This window comes from Streptomyces sp. NPDC001532, from assembly GCF_040298625.1.
In the GTDB taxonomy this organism is placed as follows: Bacteria; Actinomycetota; Actinomycetes; order Streptomycetales; family Streptomycetaceae; genus Streptomyces.
The window spans coordinates 36,354-51,775 of sequence record NZ_JBEPAL010000008.1 but is presented as its reverse complement, the minus strand read 5'-3'; the positions used below and the strand labels follow the sequence as shown (position 1 = coordinate 51,775).

The window sequence follows — 15,422 nt, the reverse complement described above, 5'->3', positions numbered from 1 at the left end:
GAGGCTCCCCTTTCCTCCGACGGCAGGCCCCTCCTGAGGGGTACGGAGTTGTCCCCAGAGGTGGATTTCTCCACAGAAGGCCAGGCCTCACTGGTTCACGACCCCGAAGACATGGGAGGCTCTGTTCATTGCGAGCCTGAAGTCGAGGAGAGTGAATCCTTGCGGTCCGACGCCAACATCGCGGGACCGATGACCGATCCGGTCCCCGGTCCCCGTACCGAGTCGACGGGAGCGGATGTTTCACGTGAAACACCGCCCCCGATGGACGACACTCCCATCGGTCGTGCTGCCCAGCTGGCGGTGGAGGCACTGGGTCGTGCCGGTGAGGGCCTGCCACGGCCCGAGCAGACCCGAGTCATCGTGGTCGCCAACCAGAAGGGTGGGGTGGGCAAGACGACGACGACCGTCAATCTTGCCGCCTCGCTGGCTCTGCATGGCGCCCGCGTCCTGGTGATCGACCTGGATCCGCAGGGCAACGCGTCCACGGCGCTGGGCATCGACCATCACGCCGAGGTGCCGTCCATCTACGACGTACTGGTCGACAGCAGGCCGCTCTCCGAGGTCGTGCAGCCGGTCCCCGATGTCGAGGGCCTCTTCTGTGCCCCCGCCACGATCGATCTCGCCGGTGCGGAGATCGAGCTGGTGTCGCTGGTGGCCCGGGAGAGCCGGCTTGAGCGGGCGATCCAGGCCTACGAGCAGCCGCTGGACTACATCCTCATCGACTGCCCGCCCTCGCTCGGTCTGCTGACGGTCAACGCGTTGGTCGCGGGTCAGGAGGTCCTGATCCCGATCCAGTGCGAGTACTACGCACTGGAGGGCCTGGGCCAGCTGCTGCGCAATGTCGATCTGGTACGGGGGCACCTCAACCCCGTCCTGCATGTATCGACGATTCTGCTCACCATGTACGACGGCCGGACGCGCCTTGCGTCCCAGGTCGCGGAAGAGGTGCGCACCCACTTCGGTGACGAGGTGCTGCGGACGAGCATTCCTCGCTCGGTCCGTATCTCCGAGGCGCCGAGCTATGGGCAGACGGTACTGACTTACGATCCCGGATCGAGCGGTGCCCTCTCCTATCTTGAGGCGGCACGGGAAATCGCGCTGAGAGGTGCGGGCGTCAGCTATGACGGGACGCACGCCCATATCGGCGCTCAGAGCGACCAGAGCATGGTGGAGGGGATCCAGTGAGCGAGCGACGGAGGGGGCTGGGCCGTGGTCTCGGGGCGCTGATCCCTGCGGCCCCGACCGAGAAGACGCCGGCACAGACAGCGGTAGGTGGAGCCGGTTCGACGTCTCCTGTGGCGGTCCCGGTGCTGACCACCGATCGTGGCGTGGCGGCCGCCAAGGTGGCCACACTGCCGCCTGTTTCACGTGAAACCGAGGGACTGTCGCTCAACGGCGGGGCGGACATGCCCGCTCCGCCCGTGGGCGCTCACTTCGCCGAGATTCCTCTCGACGACATCGCGCCGAATCCTCGGCAGCCGCGTGAGGTCTTCGACGAGGACGCGCTGGCCGAGCTGGTGACCTCCATCAAGGAGGTCGGTCTGCTCCAGCCGGTCGTCGTGCGGCAGCTGAGCACGGGTCGCTACGAACTCATCATGGGTGAGCGGCGCTGGCGGGCCTGCCGTGAGGCCGGCCTGGAGGCGATCCCGGCGATCGTGCGGGCGACCGACGACGAGAAGCTTCTCCTGGACGCCCTCCTGGAGAACCTGCACCGGGCCCAGCTGAACCCGCTGGAAGAGGCCGCCGCCTACGACCAGCTGCTGAAGGACTTCAACTGCACGCACGACCAGCTGGCGGACCGCATCGGTCGATCCCGCCCGCAGGTCTCCAACACCCTGCGGCTGCTGAAGCTCTCTCCGTCGGTGCAGCGCCGGGTGGCCGCGGGAGTCCTCTCCGCCGGCCATGCCCGGGCTCTGCTGGCCGTGGAGGACTCGGAGGAGCAGGACCGGCTCGCCATCCGTATCGTGGCGGAGGGCCTGTCCGTACGGGCCGTCGAGGAGATCGTGACCCTTATGGCGTCGCGGCCCAAGACGGCTCAGCGGTCCAAGGGCCCGCGGGCTGGCTCGCTGGTCTCTCCGGCGCTGTCGGACCTGGCGACCCGGCTCTCGGATCGCTTCGAGACGCGTGTGAAGGTCGACCTGGGCCAAAAGAAGGGCAAGATCACGGTCGAGTTCGCCTCCGTGGAGGACCTTGAGCGCATCCTCGGCACGCTCGCTCCGGGCGAGGGGCCGGTTCTGCAGAAGAGCCTGCTGGACGATGACTCCGAGGAGACCGAGGCCTGAGCCTCCGGCCGGGCGGCTCGGGCCGTCCGACCGCCCGTGCGGGCCGTGTCCGGTGTGTACCGGAACACGGCCCGCACTTTGCTTTTTGGCGGTATCTAGTGAATCGCTTCGTGGATACGATGCGTTGGGGTGGGCGTGGCACGAGGGCTTGGACGCGGTCGGTGAATTCGACGGCGGCCTGTTGACCGAACGGGCGCTCTGGCAGCCGCCCGCGAAGCTAGGGGCGAAGGAAGCGAGGATCAGCCTTCATGGGGCGTCGGCTCGTACCGCTCACGCTGGACAACCTTCAGGACCTTCCCCAGCGCTGCCGGGCGTGTGTCTTCTGGGAGTTGGACCCCGTCAGTGGTGAGGCCGCGGTGAAGGCGGGCACGGAGGCGCTGGAGAAGGAGTCCTGGATCTCCGCCGTGCTCCTGGACTGGGGATCCTGCGGACGCGTCGTGTACGTCGACGATGTGCCGGTGGGCTTTGTGCTCTACGCGCCGCCTGCCTATGTGCCCCGCTCGACGGCATTTCCCACCAGCCCTGTCTCGCCCGACGCGGTACAGCTGATGACGAGCTTCATTGTGCCGGGCTACCAGGGGCAGGGGCTGGGCCGGATGATGGTGCAGACCGTCGCCAAGGATCTGCTGCGACGCGGGTTCAAGGCGATCGAGGCGTTCGGTGACGCCCGCTGGAAGGAGTCGGCCTGTCTGTTGCCCGCGGACCATCTCCTTGCGGTGGGCTTCAAGACGGTTCGGCAGCACCCCACACACCCGCGGCTGCGGCTGGAGCTGCGGACCACGCTCTCCTGGAAGGAAGACGTGGAGATGGCGCTGGACCGGCTTCTGGGGGCGGTACAGAAGGAGCCGGCCCTTCGACCGCTGTAGGCGCGCTTGCACAGACACGACTGGCATAGACACGAATGGGCCGACCCTTGCGGGTCGGCCCATTCGTGTTTCACGTGAAACGTCGTGCGTTCCCGTGGGAGGTCACTCGGCGATGAAGTCCTCGAGGTCGCGGATGATCGCGGCCTTCGGCTTGGCGCCGACGATGGTCTTGGCGACCTCGCCGCCCTGGTAGACGTTCAGGGTCGGGATCGACATGACGCCGTACTTGGCGGCCGTACCCGGGTTCTCGTCGATGTTGAGCTTGACGATCTCGATCTTGTCGCCGTACTCGGCGGCGATCGCCTCAAGGGACGGCGCGATCTGGCGGCACGGACCGCACCAGGCGGCCCAGAAGTCCACCAGGACGGGCTTGTCGTTCTTGAGGACGTCCTGCTCGAAGGTGTCGTCGGTGACGTTCTTCAGGGTGCCGGCCACAGCGGGCTCCTTAACTGATGGTGCGTGGGGCGGATGGGGGTGATGGTCAGACAGTGGTCTTCTCGGGCTCGGCCTTCTGCTCGTTGTCCGCGAGGGCCGCGAGGAAGCGCTCCGCGTCGAGGGCGGCGGAGCAGCCGGTGCCGGCCGCGGTGATCGCCTGGCGGTAGGTGTGGTCCACCACGTCACCGGCGCCGAAGACACCGGTCAGGTTGGTCCGGGTGGAGGGCGCCTCCACCTTCAGGTAGCCCTCCTCGTCCAGGTCGAGCTGGCCCTTGAACAGCTCGGTGCGCGGGTCGTGGCCGATCGCGATGAACAGGCCGGTCACCGGCAGGTCCGAGAGCTCGCCGGTCTTGACATTGCGCAGCTTCAGGCCGGACAGCTTCTGCTCGCCTTGGACCTCGGCGACCTCGCTGTCCCAGACGAACTTGATCTTCGGGTCGGCGAAGGCACGCTCCTGCATCGCCTTGGAGGCGCGCAGGGTGTCCCGGCGGTGGACGATCGTCACGGACTTGGCGAAGCGCGAGAGGAAGGTAGCCTCCTCCATCGCGGTGTCACCGCCGCCGATCACAGCGATGTCCTGGTCCTTGAAGAAGAAGCCGTCACAGGTGGCACACCACGAGACGCCACGGCCGGAAAGAGCGTCCTCGTTGGGCAGGCCGAGCTTGCGGTGCTGGGAGCCGGTGGTGACGATGACGGCCTTGGCCCGGTGGACCGTACCGGCGGTGTCGGTGACGGTCTTGATCTCACCGGTCAGGTCTACGGAGACGATGTCGTCCGGGATCAGCTCGGCGCCGAAGCGCTCGGCCTGGGCGCGCATGTTGTCCATGAGCTCGGGGCCCATGATGCCGTCCTGGAAGCCCGGGAAGTTCTCGACCTCGGTGGTGTTCATGAGCGCACCGCCCGCGGTGACAGCGCCCTCGAACACCAGCGGCTTCAGCGACGCGCGCGCGGTGTACAGCGCCGCGGTGTAGCCGGCGGGCCCGGAGCCGATGATGATCACGTTACGGACGTCGCTCACGGCTTGTTTCCTCGTCTCTGGACGGCGTCGTTTGACCGGTGGGAGCTCGTTCCAGAACTCTCACCCCACCCAACGGATCCTAAGGGGCGCGCATTCCCGCTGTGTCCGGGCACACGGGCGGGTGACCGCCATACGAGACGGGATCTGGGAACACCGTGGCTCAGGAGCGTGTGTAGGAGTGCTCCAGCAGCACCTTCGCCTTGGCCGGTGAGGCCTGGCCCACGCAGGTCGAGTCCACGATGTAGGCGGTCACCCGTGAGGAGTCCGAGGCATCGGGCAGGACGACGAGCAACGCCTTGGTCCCCTGGAAGATGCCTTGCTCCGTCGCCAGGGCCGCCTCGTCGCGGCCGATGCCCTGCTGAACGCAGGCGGGGACGTCCACCGTCGGCTGCTGCCTGAAGGTTCGAGGGGACGCGGAGTTGGGGGCGGACTCGACACCCCACTCAGGGGCGCGGGAGCCGCTCCTCGGGCTCTCCTTGTCCGCGAGGAGATCCGCCACCTGAGTCTCCAGCCGTCCTTCGGAGAAGGTGTCGGCGGCGGTGGCCACCTGGTCCTGGGCCGACGTGCCCGACGGGGTTCCGGTCAGCGATGTCCACAGCACGCCACCGAGTCCCAGTGCGGCGGCCGAGAGGACGGCGCCCAGGACGGCGGTCCTGCGCCGGTTGCCACGCGTGCGTTCCTTGCGACCGGGGCCGGTGGAGGAGGAGCGGGCACGTCCGGCCGGACGGTCGGCCGTCGGCGACGCCTTCGATGTTTCACGTGAAACACGCGCGCTGCCGTCCTTGGCCACCGGGGAACCGGCCGGGGAATCCACCGGAGAAGCTTGGCTCTCCGGCTCCTCGGTCTCATCGCTCGCTGTGAGCTCCCTGGAGTCCTCGGGTGCCGAGGCGTTCAGCAGAGCCTCTGCGGCGAGGGCGGCGTCGATCCGGCCGGCGATCTCGGCGGGCATCCGCGGGGGACCCGGCAGAGTGCCGAGCAGCCCTCGGATCTCCTCCAGCGAGGCATGGACGTCGGCGCACAGCTCGCACGCCTCCAGATGCCGTCGTAGGTCCGTGCTGCGGGACGGCGGGAGCAGCCCCTCGGTGAGGTCGGAGATCTCGGTGACGTCCGGGTGCCCGGCTGTGTCCGTCGTGGAAGTCACGCTCGCCCACCTCCGCCCTTCACAGCAGCTGAATCGCTTGTCCCGGCATCCTGCGGTCCCGTGTCACGTGATCCCGTGTCGCTTGGTTCCGCTGCCGGTGGGACGGATGTCCCCTGCGTCCGGTTCCGCCCTTCACCCGACCGGCTGGCGTCAGGGGCCTTTTCCGGCCTCAGATGGGTGAGGAGCGGCAGAAGTCTGGCTCTGCCGCGTGCGCAGCGGCTCTTCACCGTCCCGGTCGGCACATCGAGGACCCGGGCCGCTTCGGCGACGGGATAGCCCTGCATGTCCACCAGGACGAGGGCCGCCCGCTGGTCGGGCGGGAGCGTGCCGAGCGCTTCGAGGAGCTGGCGGTGCAGCTCGTTGCGCTCGGCCGGTGCCGAGGCCGACTCGTGCGGCTCCAGCAGCAGCTCCAGGCGCTCGGTGTCGTCGACGGGAGCGGTCTTCCGCGAGGCGGCTTTGCGGGCGCGGTCCAGGCAGGCGTTCACCGTGATGCGGTGCAGCCAGGTGGTGACGGCCGACTTGCCCTGGAAGGTGTGGGCGGCGCGGAAGGCCGAGACGAGGGCGTCCTGCACCGCGTCGGCGGCCTCCTCGCGGTCGCCGAGGGTGCGCAGGGCGACGGCCCACAACCGGTCGCGGTGCCGGCGGACCAGTTCGCCGAAGGCGTTCGGATCGCCGGCGACGTGCCGTGCCAGGAGGACCTCGTCAGGTGCATTTTGCTGGTCGCTCTGCACGCCCCCGCCCCCGCCCTTTCAGCCGGTCACCTTGATGTCGACCACCCTGCCGCGGTACTGCCCGGTGTCCGACTGGAGCGGCAGTTCGGTCAGCCAGACCAGCAGATACCGGGACTTGATCGCCTTGCCCGGCTTGAGGTCCACCGTGGTGCCTGATCCGTCGGCGACCTTGGTGTAGCCGTCGAGGCTCTGGGGCCGTGTCTCCCCCTCGGCGGCGCGCAGCTCGACGGAGGTGCTGCCCACGAAGGAGACGGAGACGTTCTGGACCTCCTGGACCTTGCCGAGGTCGAGGATGACGCCCACGCCGGACTTGAGGTTGCCGAACTTGGCGCCCAGGTAGTAGTCGGTCTGCCAGTAGGTGCCGGGCGTGCTGTCGTAGACCTTGCTTATGTCGCCGGGCTTCTCGGAGCCGTCTCTGCCCAGGGGGTCGAAGTCCAGGGCGCTCTTGATGGCGATCGGCTGGGGCTTCTTCGGCTTCTCGACGTTCTTGTCGTCGCCGTCCGTCGTCTGGGTCTGGTTCGGGTCGTCGGTCTTGTCGCCGTGGTCCATCAGGGCGTCCGCGAGCTGCCAGCTGCCGAGGCCGAGGGCCGCGATCAGGAGGGCGGAGACGGCCCACTTGAGGGCCTTGCCCGTGCGGCTCTGCAGCGGAGGCGGCGGGGCCGGGACCGGCTGGGTGACGCCGGGGTGCGGCGCGGTGCGGCCGTAGGAGCCCTGCTGGTACGTCGTGCGCTGGTACTCGGGCGGCGCGGTGAAGGCCGGCTCCGGCGGGCGGATGCGGGGCATCTCGCTGATCGCCTTGACCAGCTCTTCCGGGGTGGTGCAGGGCGACTCGTGGCGGGAGGCCGTGGCGCCGTCGTTGACGAGCGCGCGCATGGCGAGCTCCGACAGGCCGCGGTGCACACCGGCCCGCACCTGGTCCGGGGCGATCAGACCGATGTCCTTGGGCAGCCCGGACAGACCGTAGGCGTCGTCTTCGTACGGCCAGCGCTGGGTGAGCGCCGCGTACAGCAGGGCGCCGATGGCCTCTGTGTCGGAGCGCTGCGAGGTCTCCGAGGTGATGCCGCGCAGCGCGGCGTTCACGGCGAGGCCGCGGATACGCCACTGGCCGGAGGAGGTGCGCAGTACGGCGTTGGGGTTCAGGCGCAGATGGGCCAGGCCCTCGCGGTGCGCGGCGGCCATGGCGGAGGAGATCTGGCTGACCATCTGGTAGGCGTCGTGCGGCTCCAGGGGGCCCGCGGCCAGCAGGGTGGTCAGTTCGGTGGCGTCCGGCAGCCACTCGTGCACGACGTACACGAGGTCGTTCTCCTCGACGGCGTCGAGGACCTGGACGAACCGGGGGTCGCCGAGCAGTGCGGAGGAGCGGGCCGCGGCCAGCACCGAACGCGCGCGGCTGTGGTCCGCCGGCAGGACGTGCACGCCGACGGCACGGCGGAGTTTCTCGTCGACCGCGCGCCAGCTGCTGAATCCGTCCAGACGGGTGACGCACTCCTCCAGCCGGTACCGTCTGGCGAGCTTGTGGCCGCTGTGCAGCTCGGGCGGCGAGGCCTTCTTCCCGGGACCCTCGGTCCCCCCACTCCCCTGTGCCTCGTTGTGCTCCGTGTCCCGCTCCCGCTCCCGCTTCTGGGCCACCCCGTCGGCCGTGGACTGGTCCGCCTGGTCCGCCTCGGCGGTCAGCGGCTCCTCGCCGCTGTTGTCTGCCACGTCGACGGCAGCCGTGCTCCGTTCCGCCACCGTCGTTCCTGCCTCCCCAATCGTTGCGCGCCGTACGACCCCGTGCGCGCCGTCCGACGCCGAACCCAATTGTGCCCACAGTCCGCCGCTATGCACGACACACGGTGGCGGTCGAAGGTTGTGCGCCTACCCCCGTTGTCAGCGGCCCAGACGTCCGCGCACCATACCTACCAGCGAATTCAGCTCTTCGATACGCATCCGGCGGGCGGCGATGAAGAAGATCCCCAGCAGGACCGCCCCACCGGCCAGCAACGCGGCGAAGGAGCCGAGGACACCCTGACCGAGGGCCTGGGTGATCCCGTAGCAGGCCGCGCCGCTCAGCAGGGCCGCCGGCACCGAGGCGATGCTCAGACGCGCGTACGTGCGCAGCACGCGGGCGCCGTCCAGGTCGCCGCCCAGGCGCTTGCGCAGCCGGCGCCAGGCGACGCCGACACCGATGACGTAGGCCAGACCGTACGAGGCGGCCATGCCGACGACCGCCCAGCGGGCAGGCAGCAGCAGGTAGCAGAGCGCGGACGCGCTCGCGTTCACCGCGGCCACGATGACCGTGTTGTAGAACGGCGTGCGGGTGTCCTCGTAGGCGTAGAAGGCGCGCAGGACGACGTACTGCACCGAGTACGGGATCAGGCCGATGCCGAACGCCATCAGCATGTAGCCCATGTTCGTGGCCGCGCTCGTGCCCGAGGAGCCGAAGATCAGGGTGCACATGGGCACGCCGAGGGCGACGAAGCCGAAGGCGAGCGGCACGATCGCGACGGCGGTGGTGCGCAGGCCCTGGGAGATGTCGTCGCGGACGGCGCCGCTGTCGTCCTCGGCGGCCGAGCGGGAGATCCGCGGCAGCAGCGCGGCCATCAGGGACACGGTGATGATCGCCTGCGGCAGGCCCCAGATGAGCTGGGCGTTGGCGTAGGCGCTGAACCCGGTGCCGTCGATCTTGGTGTCCACGACCGAGGCGGTGGCCAGCTGGGTGACGACCAGCGCGCCCGCCTGGTTGGCGAGGACGAAGAGGATGGTCCACTTGGCGAGCATCGCGGCCTTGCCGAGGCCGTGGCCCTTCCAGTCGAAGCGCAGCCGCAGCTTGAAGCCGGTCTCGCGCAGGTACGGGATCATCGCCAGGGCCTGGACGACCAGACCCAGCAGGATGCCGATGCCCAGCAGCCGCACGCCCTGCGGCGGGATGTTCTCCACGGTCATGCCGGAGTGCTCGGCGGTGCCGTAGACCCACAGGAACATGCCCAGCGTCACGATGATGACGATGTTGTTCAGGACCGGGGTCCACATCATCGCGCCGAAGCGGCCGCGCGCGTTGAGGATCTGGCCCATCACCACGTGGATGCCCATGAAGAAGATCGAGGGCAGGAAGTACCGGGTGAAGGTGACCGCGATGTCGTAGGCGGCGGGGTCCGAGGCCAGCGGGTTCGACAGGGCGCGGACCAGCAGCGGGGCGGCGAGCATCGCGAGGCCGGTGAGGACTCCGAGGATCACCATGACCAGGGTCAGCAGCCGGTTGGCGTAGGCCTCGCCGCCGTCCTCGTCGTCCTTCATGGCGCGTACGAGCTGGGGGACGAAGACCGAGTTCAGACCGCCGCCGACGGTCAGGATGTAGATCATGGTCGGCAGCTGGTAGGCCACCTGGAAGGACTCGCCGAGCAGCATCAGTCCCAGCGCGGAGACGATCATCGCCGAGCGGATGAAGCCGGTGATCCGGGAGACCATCGTGCCCGCCGCCATCACGGCGCTGGACTTCAGCAGGCCGGCGGCCCGGCCGCCCTTCTTCGGGGCGGCGGCGGGCGCCGGGACGGTGGGCTCGGGCGTCTGCTGCCGATCGGGCCCGGGGTGCTGCTCCGCAGGCGCCTGGTACTGCTCGGGCGAGGCGTAGGGCCCGCCCGTCCCCGGCGCGGCGGCCGGTCCCGGCACCGCCGGGTGGTGGGCGCTCGGGCGGACGCCGCCCTGCTGCTGGTCCCGGAAGAGGTGGGCGAAGGCGTCGTGCTCGTGGCGCTCGTCGCCGGCCTGCGTGACCAGGTCGTCGACGCCCACGTACTGCGTGGTGCGCGGGTCGTCGCCGTACGGCAGGTACTGGGTGGCGCCGTCCGGCTCGGGGGCCGGGGGCTGCGCCCACACGTTCGGGTCGGGGGCGTACGGCGACTGCGGCGGCTGCGCGTACAACTGCTCCGCCGGCGGATACGTGCCCGGGGGCGGCGGAGGGTGCGCGGCACGGTCGTAGAGCGCCTCGGCGACCGGGTCCTGGGCGGTGAGGTCCTGCGCCCGGTAGGGGTCCTGCTCGTAGGCGTCCTGGAGGTACATGTCCGCGGGGTGCTGCGGCGGCACCTGGCCATGCTCGGGCGGCGGGCCCTCGGGGTAGCCCGAGCTGCCCACGGCCTGGCCGTGGTCACCGTCGTACGGCGCGTTCATCGCTTACCCCACCTCATCGTCCCGGGCCGACCGGCCACGACATCCTCAACGGTCCACTCTCTCACCCGTGCCGGACGGGTCGGTGCTTTCCGCTGCGGCGTTTGGTGTCGGGTCACTCGGCTGCTCCGGCTCGTCCGCCTCGGGCCGGGTGCCGGACTCCCTCTGGGGACGGTCGTCGTGGTCCTCGGGGTTCTCCGGCGTGTCGGCGGGCTGCTCCGCGTCCGCGGCGCCGTCCGCCGCGACCGCCTCCTCCGGGCCTTCCTCGGCCTCCCGGGCCGCCGCGCGCTTGCGCTGCGTGTACATCCGGAAGCCGGCGAGGACCAGCAGCAGGACACCGCCGCCGATGACGAGCATCACGGTGGGAGTGATCTCGGTGACCCGCACGTCGAAGGTGACGGAGTCGCCGTACGGCTGACCGTCCTCCGTGAAGAGCTGGGCGACCACGGTGACCCGGCCGTTGGCGTTGGCGGACGTGGTGAACTTCACCGACTGGCTGTGTCCGCCGGAGACGGTGACGGGCTGCTCGTCGTAGGCCTCGCCGGCGATCTCCAGCCGGGTCGGGCTGGTGGAGGTGAGCCGCAGCACCAGGTTGTCGACGCCCTGCACCAGGTTGTTCTGCACGGTCACCGGGATGGTGGCGCTGCGGCCGGAGAGCTTGGTCTCCGACTTCTCGATCAGCTTGACCTGGTCGGTCAGCCCGTCGAGGTAGTTCTCCACGCCGTCGCGGTAGCTCTCCGCCTCCGCGGAGCGGCCGCGCCAGGACGTGGACATCTCACGGTTCAGGGCCCGCCCGAAGGGGGTCACCACGCGGCTCTCGTCGCTGAGGATCACCTTGAAGCCGTCGAGCTTGTGCTGCGTGGTGGCGATCTGGTCGAAGGCCGCGCGGGGCAGTTCCCGCTTGCGCAGCCCGGACGGGTACGCGGAGGCCGCCGGGACCTTCGTGGTGGCACCGGAGTCCGGCCGGGCCTCGGCGGCGGCGGTCAGGTCCTGGATCTCGGTCCAATTGCCGCCCTGGAGGGCCGTGACCGCCTCGGCCATCGCCCGCGCCTGGCTGGCGGTCGGCGTGCGCTGCGGCGCGACGACGATGCTGCGCTGCTTGTCCGACTGCTGGTTCAGAGCGAGGCTCTGGGCGAGGAACCGCTGCACGGCGAGTGTGCCGGCGGACGCCTTCGTCAGATCGCCCTCGAAGGCCCTCGACAGCCGCGCGTCCGCGACCACCGCCGTGGTGCCGCCCCCGATGGGACGGGCCGCGGACGGCGTGTACGGCAGGCCGGCGGTCTCCTGGAGGCTGTCGCTGCGCGCGATCACCTTGTCGGCGCCCGCGGAGGTGGCGACCTTCACGATCGACGGATCGATCGCGCCCTCTACGGGCCAGGCGAAGTCGGTGCTCGGCGTCACGTGGAGGATCGGCTCGACCGTGTTGGCGATCACGTCCGTGGCCGCCTTGTACTGGCTCAGCGAGCCGGTCACGTTCGTGCCGTTGTGCGCGAGGGAGGCCAGGTCCGGGTCGCCGAAGGGCACGGCGACGACCTGCTTGCCGGCCACCGCCTTCTGGAGTTCGGCCAGCCACTGGTTGGCGACCGCCTGATGGCGGCCCGGCGTGGTGTCGTCGCCGGCCTGCACCTCGTAGCTGCGGGTCATCGCGTCGACGGACGCCAGCAGGTCCGGGTCGATCACCCAGGTGACGTCCAGGTCCTTGCCCAGTGCCACCATCTGCGCCAGCCGGCCGCCCGGGGCGATCTCCTCGGCGAGGTCCTCGTTGCGGAAGACCGGCGTCTGCTGCTCGTTCGAGCCCGTCTCCGCCGTCACATGAGCGGTGGAGACCAGCGGCCACAGGAACGTCGTCTTCGTGCGCGGGTCGGCCTCGTCGGGCTGCCACGGCAGGAAGGTGCGCTGGAAGCCCAGCACCTGCTCCCAGGGCTGCGCGGCGGTCTCACCGGTCAGCGAGACACCGAACTGGTAGACGCCGTCACCGCCGAGGTCCAGCTCGTCGACCGGCACCGAGATGCTGAACGGCTGAGCCACCCCCGGGGTCAGCTCGGCGAACTCCTGGGAGTAGTCGCCGCCGACCTCCGTGCCGTCGGAGCCGGGAACGTAGTCGGTGCCCTTGGCGGCGGCGTCGACCTCCGAGCGCGTGGTCAGCTCCGGGCCGACCCGCAGGTCCACCTCGGCGCCGGTGACGGGCTCCTTGCCGTTGTTGGTCACCGTGCCGGAGACCGTCAGGGTGTCGCCCTCCGAGGGGACGGCGGGGCTGAACGAGTCGAGGGCCACCGCCACCGTGCGTGACCCGGAGGCCGCCTGCGCGGAGTCCTGGCCGGCCGCGTCGGCCGAGGGGATGGCGGACAGCTGGAGCAGCCCCGCGAGCAGCGGCGTCCCGGCGACCAGCGCACCGACCCGCAGCAGCCATCGGCGGGCAGGTGAGGGACACGTCCCCTGGAAGTCTGCCGCCTCGGCCACGCGCTCGCCCGTCCCTCGTCGTCGTCAGTGGTCGTCGGAATGTGCGTCCACGCATGGTAACGATGCGCGCTGAGGGGAAGTGCCGCGGACTGCTCCACAAGATCGGGGGACGGGCGCTCGCTGTCCGGTATGCGCACGTATAAAGAGGAGCGCCGACGTACGTCACATGGGGCGGTCTTGTGTGGGTATCGGCGTCGGGCCGCAGCCGGATAATCGGGGCGCCCGCGGTCGCCCGGGCCACGTACCCTCTTCTGTTGTGCCGAACGCCAACGAAGAGACCCCCAGCGCCCTCAGCCAGGAGCAGCACCGCGCGGTGACCGAGCCGCTGCGGGTCGCTCCTGTCGCCGACGACCTCGCCCGCCGCTTCCAGGAGGCCGGGTTCTCACTCGCCCTGGTCGGCGGCTCGGTACGGGACGCGTTGCTCGGGCGGCTCGGCAACGACCTGGACTTCACCACCGACGCCCGGCCCCAGGACGTGCTGAAGATCGTGCGGCCCTGGGCGGACGCCACTTGGGACGTCGGGATCGCCTTCGGCACGGTCGGCGCGCAGAAGGACGGCTACCAGATCGAGGTCACCACCTACCGGTCGGAGGCCTACGACCGGACCTCGCGCAAGCCGGAGGTGTCGTACGGCGACTCCATCGAGGAGGACCTCGTCCGGCGGGACTTCACCGTGAACGCGATGGCGGTGGCCCTGCCGGAGAAGAAGTTCATCGATCCGCACGGCGGCCTCGACGATCTCGCGGCGCGGGTGCTGCGGACCCCGGGCACGCCCGAGGCGTCCTTCTCGGACGACCCGCTGCGGATGATGCGGGCCGCGCGCTTCGCCGCGCAGCTCGACTTCGAGGTGGCCCCCGAGGTCGTCACCGCGATGTCGGAGATGGCCGGCCGGATCGAGATCGTCTCCGCCGAGCGGGTGCGGGACGAGCTGAACAAGCTGATCCTCTCCGCGCACCCCCGCAAGGGTCTGGCGCTGCTGGTCGACACCGGGCTCGCCGCCCATGTGCTGCCCGAGCTGCCGGCTCTGCGGCTGGAGAGCGACGAGCACCACCGGCACAAGGACGTCTACGACCACACGCTGATCGTCCTGGAGCAGGCGATCGCGCTGGAGCAGGACGGCCCCGACCTGACGCTCCGGCTGGCCGCGCTGCTGCACGACATCGGCAAGCCGCGCACCCGTCGCTTCGAGAAGGACGGCCGGGTCTCCTTCCACCACCACGAGGTGGTCGGAGCGAAGATGACCAAGAAGCGCATGATGGCGCTGAAGTACTCCAACGAACTGGTGAAGGACGTCTCGCGCCTGGTCGAACTCCACCTGCGCTTCCACGGCTACGGCACCGGCGAGTGGACCGACTCCGCGGTGCGCCGCTATGTCCGCGACGCGGGGCCTCTCCTCGACCGTCTGCACAAGCTGACCCGCTCGGACTGCACCACGCGGAACAAGCGGAAGGCGGCGGCGCTCTCCCGGGCGTACGACGGTCTGGAGGACCGCATCGCCCAGCTGAAGGAGCAGGAGGAGCTGGACTCCATCCGGCCCGACCTGGACGGCAACCAGATCATGGAGATCCTGGGCATCAAACCGGGCCCGGAGGTGGGCCAGGCCTACAAGCACATGCTGGAGCTCCGGCTGGAGAACGGGCCGATGGGTCCCGACGAGGCGGTCGCGGCACTCAAGGAGTGGTGGGCCGCGCAGTCCGTGGAGGGCTGAGCGCATGAGAAGAGGTCATGTTTCACGTGAAACATGACCTCTGCGGGAGCCTCACAGGACATCCCGGAAGTGAAGAGGGGCGCTGTTTCACGTGAAACAGCGCCCCTCTCCACATGTGCCGTACTACTTGTCCTTCAGGCAGAGCAGGAAGTCGCTGCCGTCGCCGGACTCCGTGTACGAGTACTGGTAGTCCTTGGCCTTCGAGGCGCACGTGGTCTCGGCCGTCATCGCGGTGTACGAGCCTTCGACCTTCGCCAGCACCACGTACTCGGCCTTGGCGTCCGAGCAGTCGACGACCTCCAGGTCCGGGTTGTTGTCGTCGGTGCTGCCGCGGTGCATACAGTCGCCGACGGCGGCGGTGTTGGCGTCGTCCCGGCTGGCTATGAAGCCGCCGATGGCCACGGAGGCCACCGCGATCACGATGACGATGTTCTTGATCGTCTTGAAGCTGAGCTTGCGGCGGGGCTGCTCCGGGACCGGCGCGTAGGGAGCGGCACCCTGCTGGGGGAACCCGGGCTGGGGCTGACCCTGAGCGAAGGGGTTCTCACCCTGGGGCTGGCCCTGGGCGTACGGGTTCTGGCCCTGCGGCTGGCCCTGCGCGAACGGGTTGCCCTGAGGCGGCGGAGTGGTCACTGGGGGTC

The 15,422-nt window shown here is 69.8% G+C and carries 12 protein-coding genes; 4 read left to right on the top strand and 8 right to left on the bottom strand.

Going from position 1 to position 15,422, the window contains the following annotated elements; translation table 11 throughout:
- Nucleotides 1–111: 111 nt before the first annotated feature.
- The 3 genes from ABT232_RS10215 to ABT232_RS10205 all read left to right on the top strand — a co-directional run bounded on the left by ABT232_RS10215 (nucleotide 112) and on the right by ABT232_RS10205 (nucleotide 3,148).
- Nucleotides 112–1,185 carry a ParA family protein gene (locus ABT232_RS10215; protein WP_351838894.1) on the top strand — a complete coding sequence of 358 codons (1,074 nt, stop codon included), beginning with the start codon at nucleotides 112–114 and terminating at the stop codon, nucleotides 1,183–1,185.
- Nucleotides 1,182–2,282, top strand: coding sequence for a ParB/RepB/Spo0J family partition protein (locus ABT232_RS10210; RefSeq protein WP_351838556.1), 1,101 nt, complete (start codon nucleotides 1,182–1,184; stop codon nucleotides 2,280–2,282). The genes ABT232_RS10215 and ABT232_RS10210 overlap by 4 nt, the downstream gene beginning before the upstream one ends.
- Nucleotides 2,283–2,530: 248 nt before the next feature.
- A complete protein-coding gene (locus ABT232_RS10205) occupies nucleotides 2,531–3,148 on the top strand; it encodes a GNAT family N-acetyltransferase (RefSeq protein ID WP_351838554.1) in 618 nt (205 codons plus the stop codon).
- A 102-nt stretch (nucleotides 3,149–3,250) separates the two neighbouring features.
- Here the strand turns inward: ABT232_RS10205 and trxA are convergent, their stop codons facing one another.
- The 7 genes from trxA to ABT232_RS10170 all read right to left on the bottom strand — a co-directional run bounded on the left by trxA (nucleotide 3,251) and on the right by ABT232_RS10170 (nucleotide 13,073).
- A complete protein-coding gene (gene trxA, locus ABT232_RS10200) occupies nucleotides 3,251–3,583 on the bottom strand; it encodes a thioredoxin (RefSeq protein WP_351838551.1) in 333 nt (110 codons plus the stop codon).
- A gap of 46 nt (nucleotides 3,584–3,629) precedes the next feature.
- Nucleotides 3,630–4,601 (bottom strand): thioredoxin-disulfide reductase, encoded by a 972-nt coding sequence (gene trxB, locus ABT232_RS10195; RefSeq protein ID WP_351838549.1) that lies wholly within the window; start codon nucleotides 4,599–4,601, stop codon nucleotides 3,630–3,632.
- A gap of 160 nt (nucleotides 4,602–4,761) precedes the next feature.
- The gene (locus tag ABT232_RS10190; RefSeq protein ID WP_351838546.1) at nucleotides 4,762–5,742 is read right to left on the bottom strand and encodes an RsmA family anti-sigma factor; all 981 of its coding nucleotides are present in this window, start codon (nucleotides 5,740–5,742) and stop codon (nucleotides 4,762–4,764) included.
- A complete protein-coding gene (gene sigM / locus ABT232_RS10185; RefSeq protein ID WP_351838543.1) occupies nucleotides 5,739–6,473 on the bottom strand; it encodes an RNA polymerase sigma factor SigM in 735 nt (244 codons plus the stop codon). The genes ABT232_RS10190 and sigM overlap by 4 nt, the downstream gene beginning before the upstream one ends.
- 18 nt (nucleotides 6,474–6,491) lie before the next feature.
- Entirely contained in the window at nucleotides 6,492–8,204 is a 1,713-nt protein-coding gene (locus ABT232_RS10180) for a protein kinase family protein (RefSeq protein WP_351838541.1), read from the bottom strand.
- A gap of 138 nt (nucleotides 8,205–8,342) precedes the next feature.
- A complete protein-coding gene (murJ, locus tag ABT232_RS10175; RefSeq protein ID WP_351838539.1) occupies nucleotides 8,343–10,616 on the bottom strand; it encodes a murein biosynthesis integral membrane protein MurJ in 2,274 nt (757 codons plus the stop codon).
- Nucleotides 10,617–10,661: 45 nt separating this feature from the next.
- On the bottom strand, nucleotides 10,662–13,073 hold the full coding sequence (locus ABT232_RS10170; RefSeq protein WP_351838536.1) for a DUF6049 family protein: 2,412 nt from the start codon (nucleotides 13,071–13,073) through the stop codon (nucleotides 10,662–10,664).
- A gap of 256 nt (nucleotides 13,074–13,329) precedes the next feature.
- On the opposite strand from ABT232_RS10170, the gene ABT232_RS10165 reads away from it, so the two are divergent.
- Entirely contained in the window at nucleotides 13,330–14,781 is a 1,452-nt protein-coding gene (locus ABT232_RS10165; protein ID WP_351838533.1) for a CCA tRNA nucleotidyltransferase, read from the top strand.
- Nucleotides 14,782–14,904: 123 nt separating this feature from the next.
- Here ABT232_RS10165 and ABT232_RS10160 read toward each other — a convergent pair whose 3' ends face one another.
- The gene (locus ABT232_RS10160; RefSeq protein ID WP_351838530.1) at nucleotides 14,905–15,414 is read right to left on the bottom strand and encodes an LppU/SCO3897 family protein; all 510 of its coding nucleotides are present in this window, start codon (nucleotides 15,412–15,414) and stop codon (nucleotides 14,905–14,907) included.
- Nucleotides 15,415–15,422 lie beyond the last annotated feature (8 nt).

Bases quoted from the DNA above. Each gene is read 5' to 3' on its own strand.
- murJ (WP_351838539.1), bottom strand. From the start codon at position 10,616: ATGAACGCGCCGTACGACGGTGACCACGGCCAGGCCGTGGGCAGCTCG.
- ABT232_RS10205 (WP_351838554.1), top strand. From the start codon at position 2,531: ATGGGGCGTCGGCTCGTACCGCTCACGCTGGACAACCTTCAGGACCTT.
- ABT232_RS10215 (WP_351838894.1), top strand. From the start codon at position 112: ATGGGAGGCTCTGTTCATTGCGAGCCTGAAGTCGAGGAGAGTGAATCC.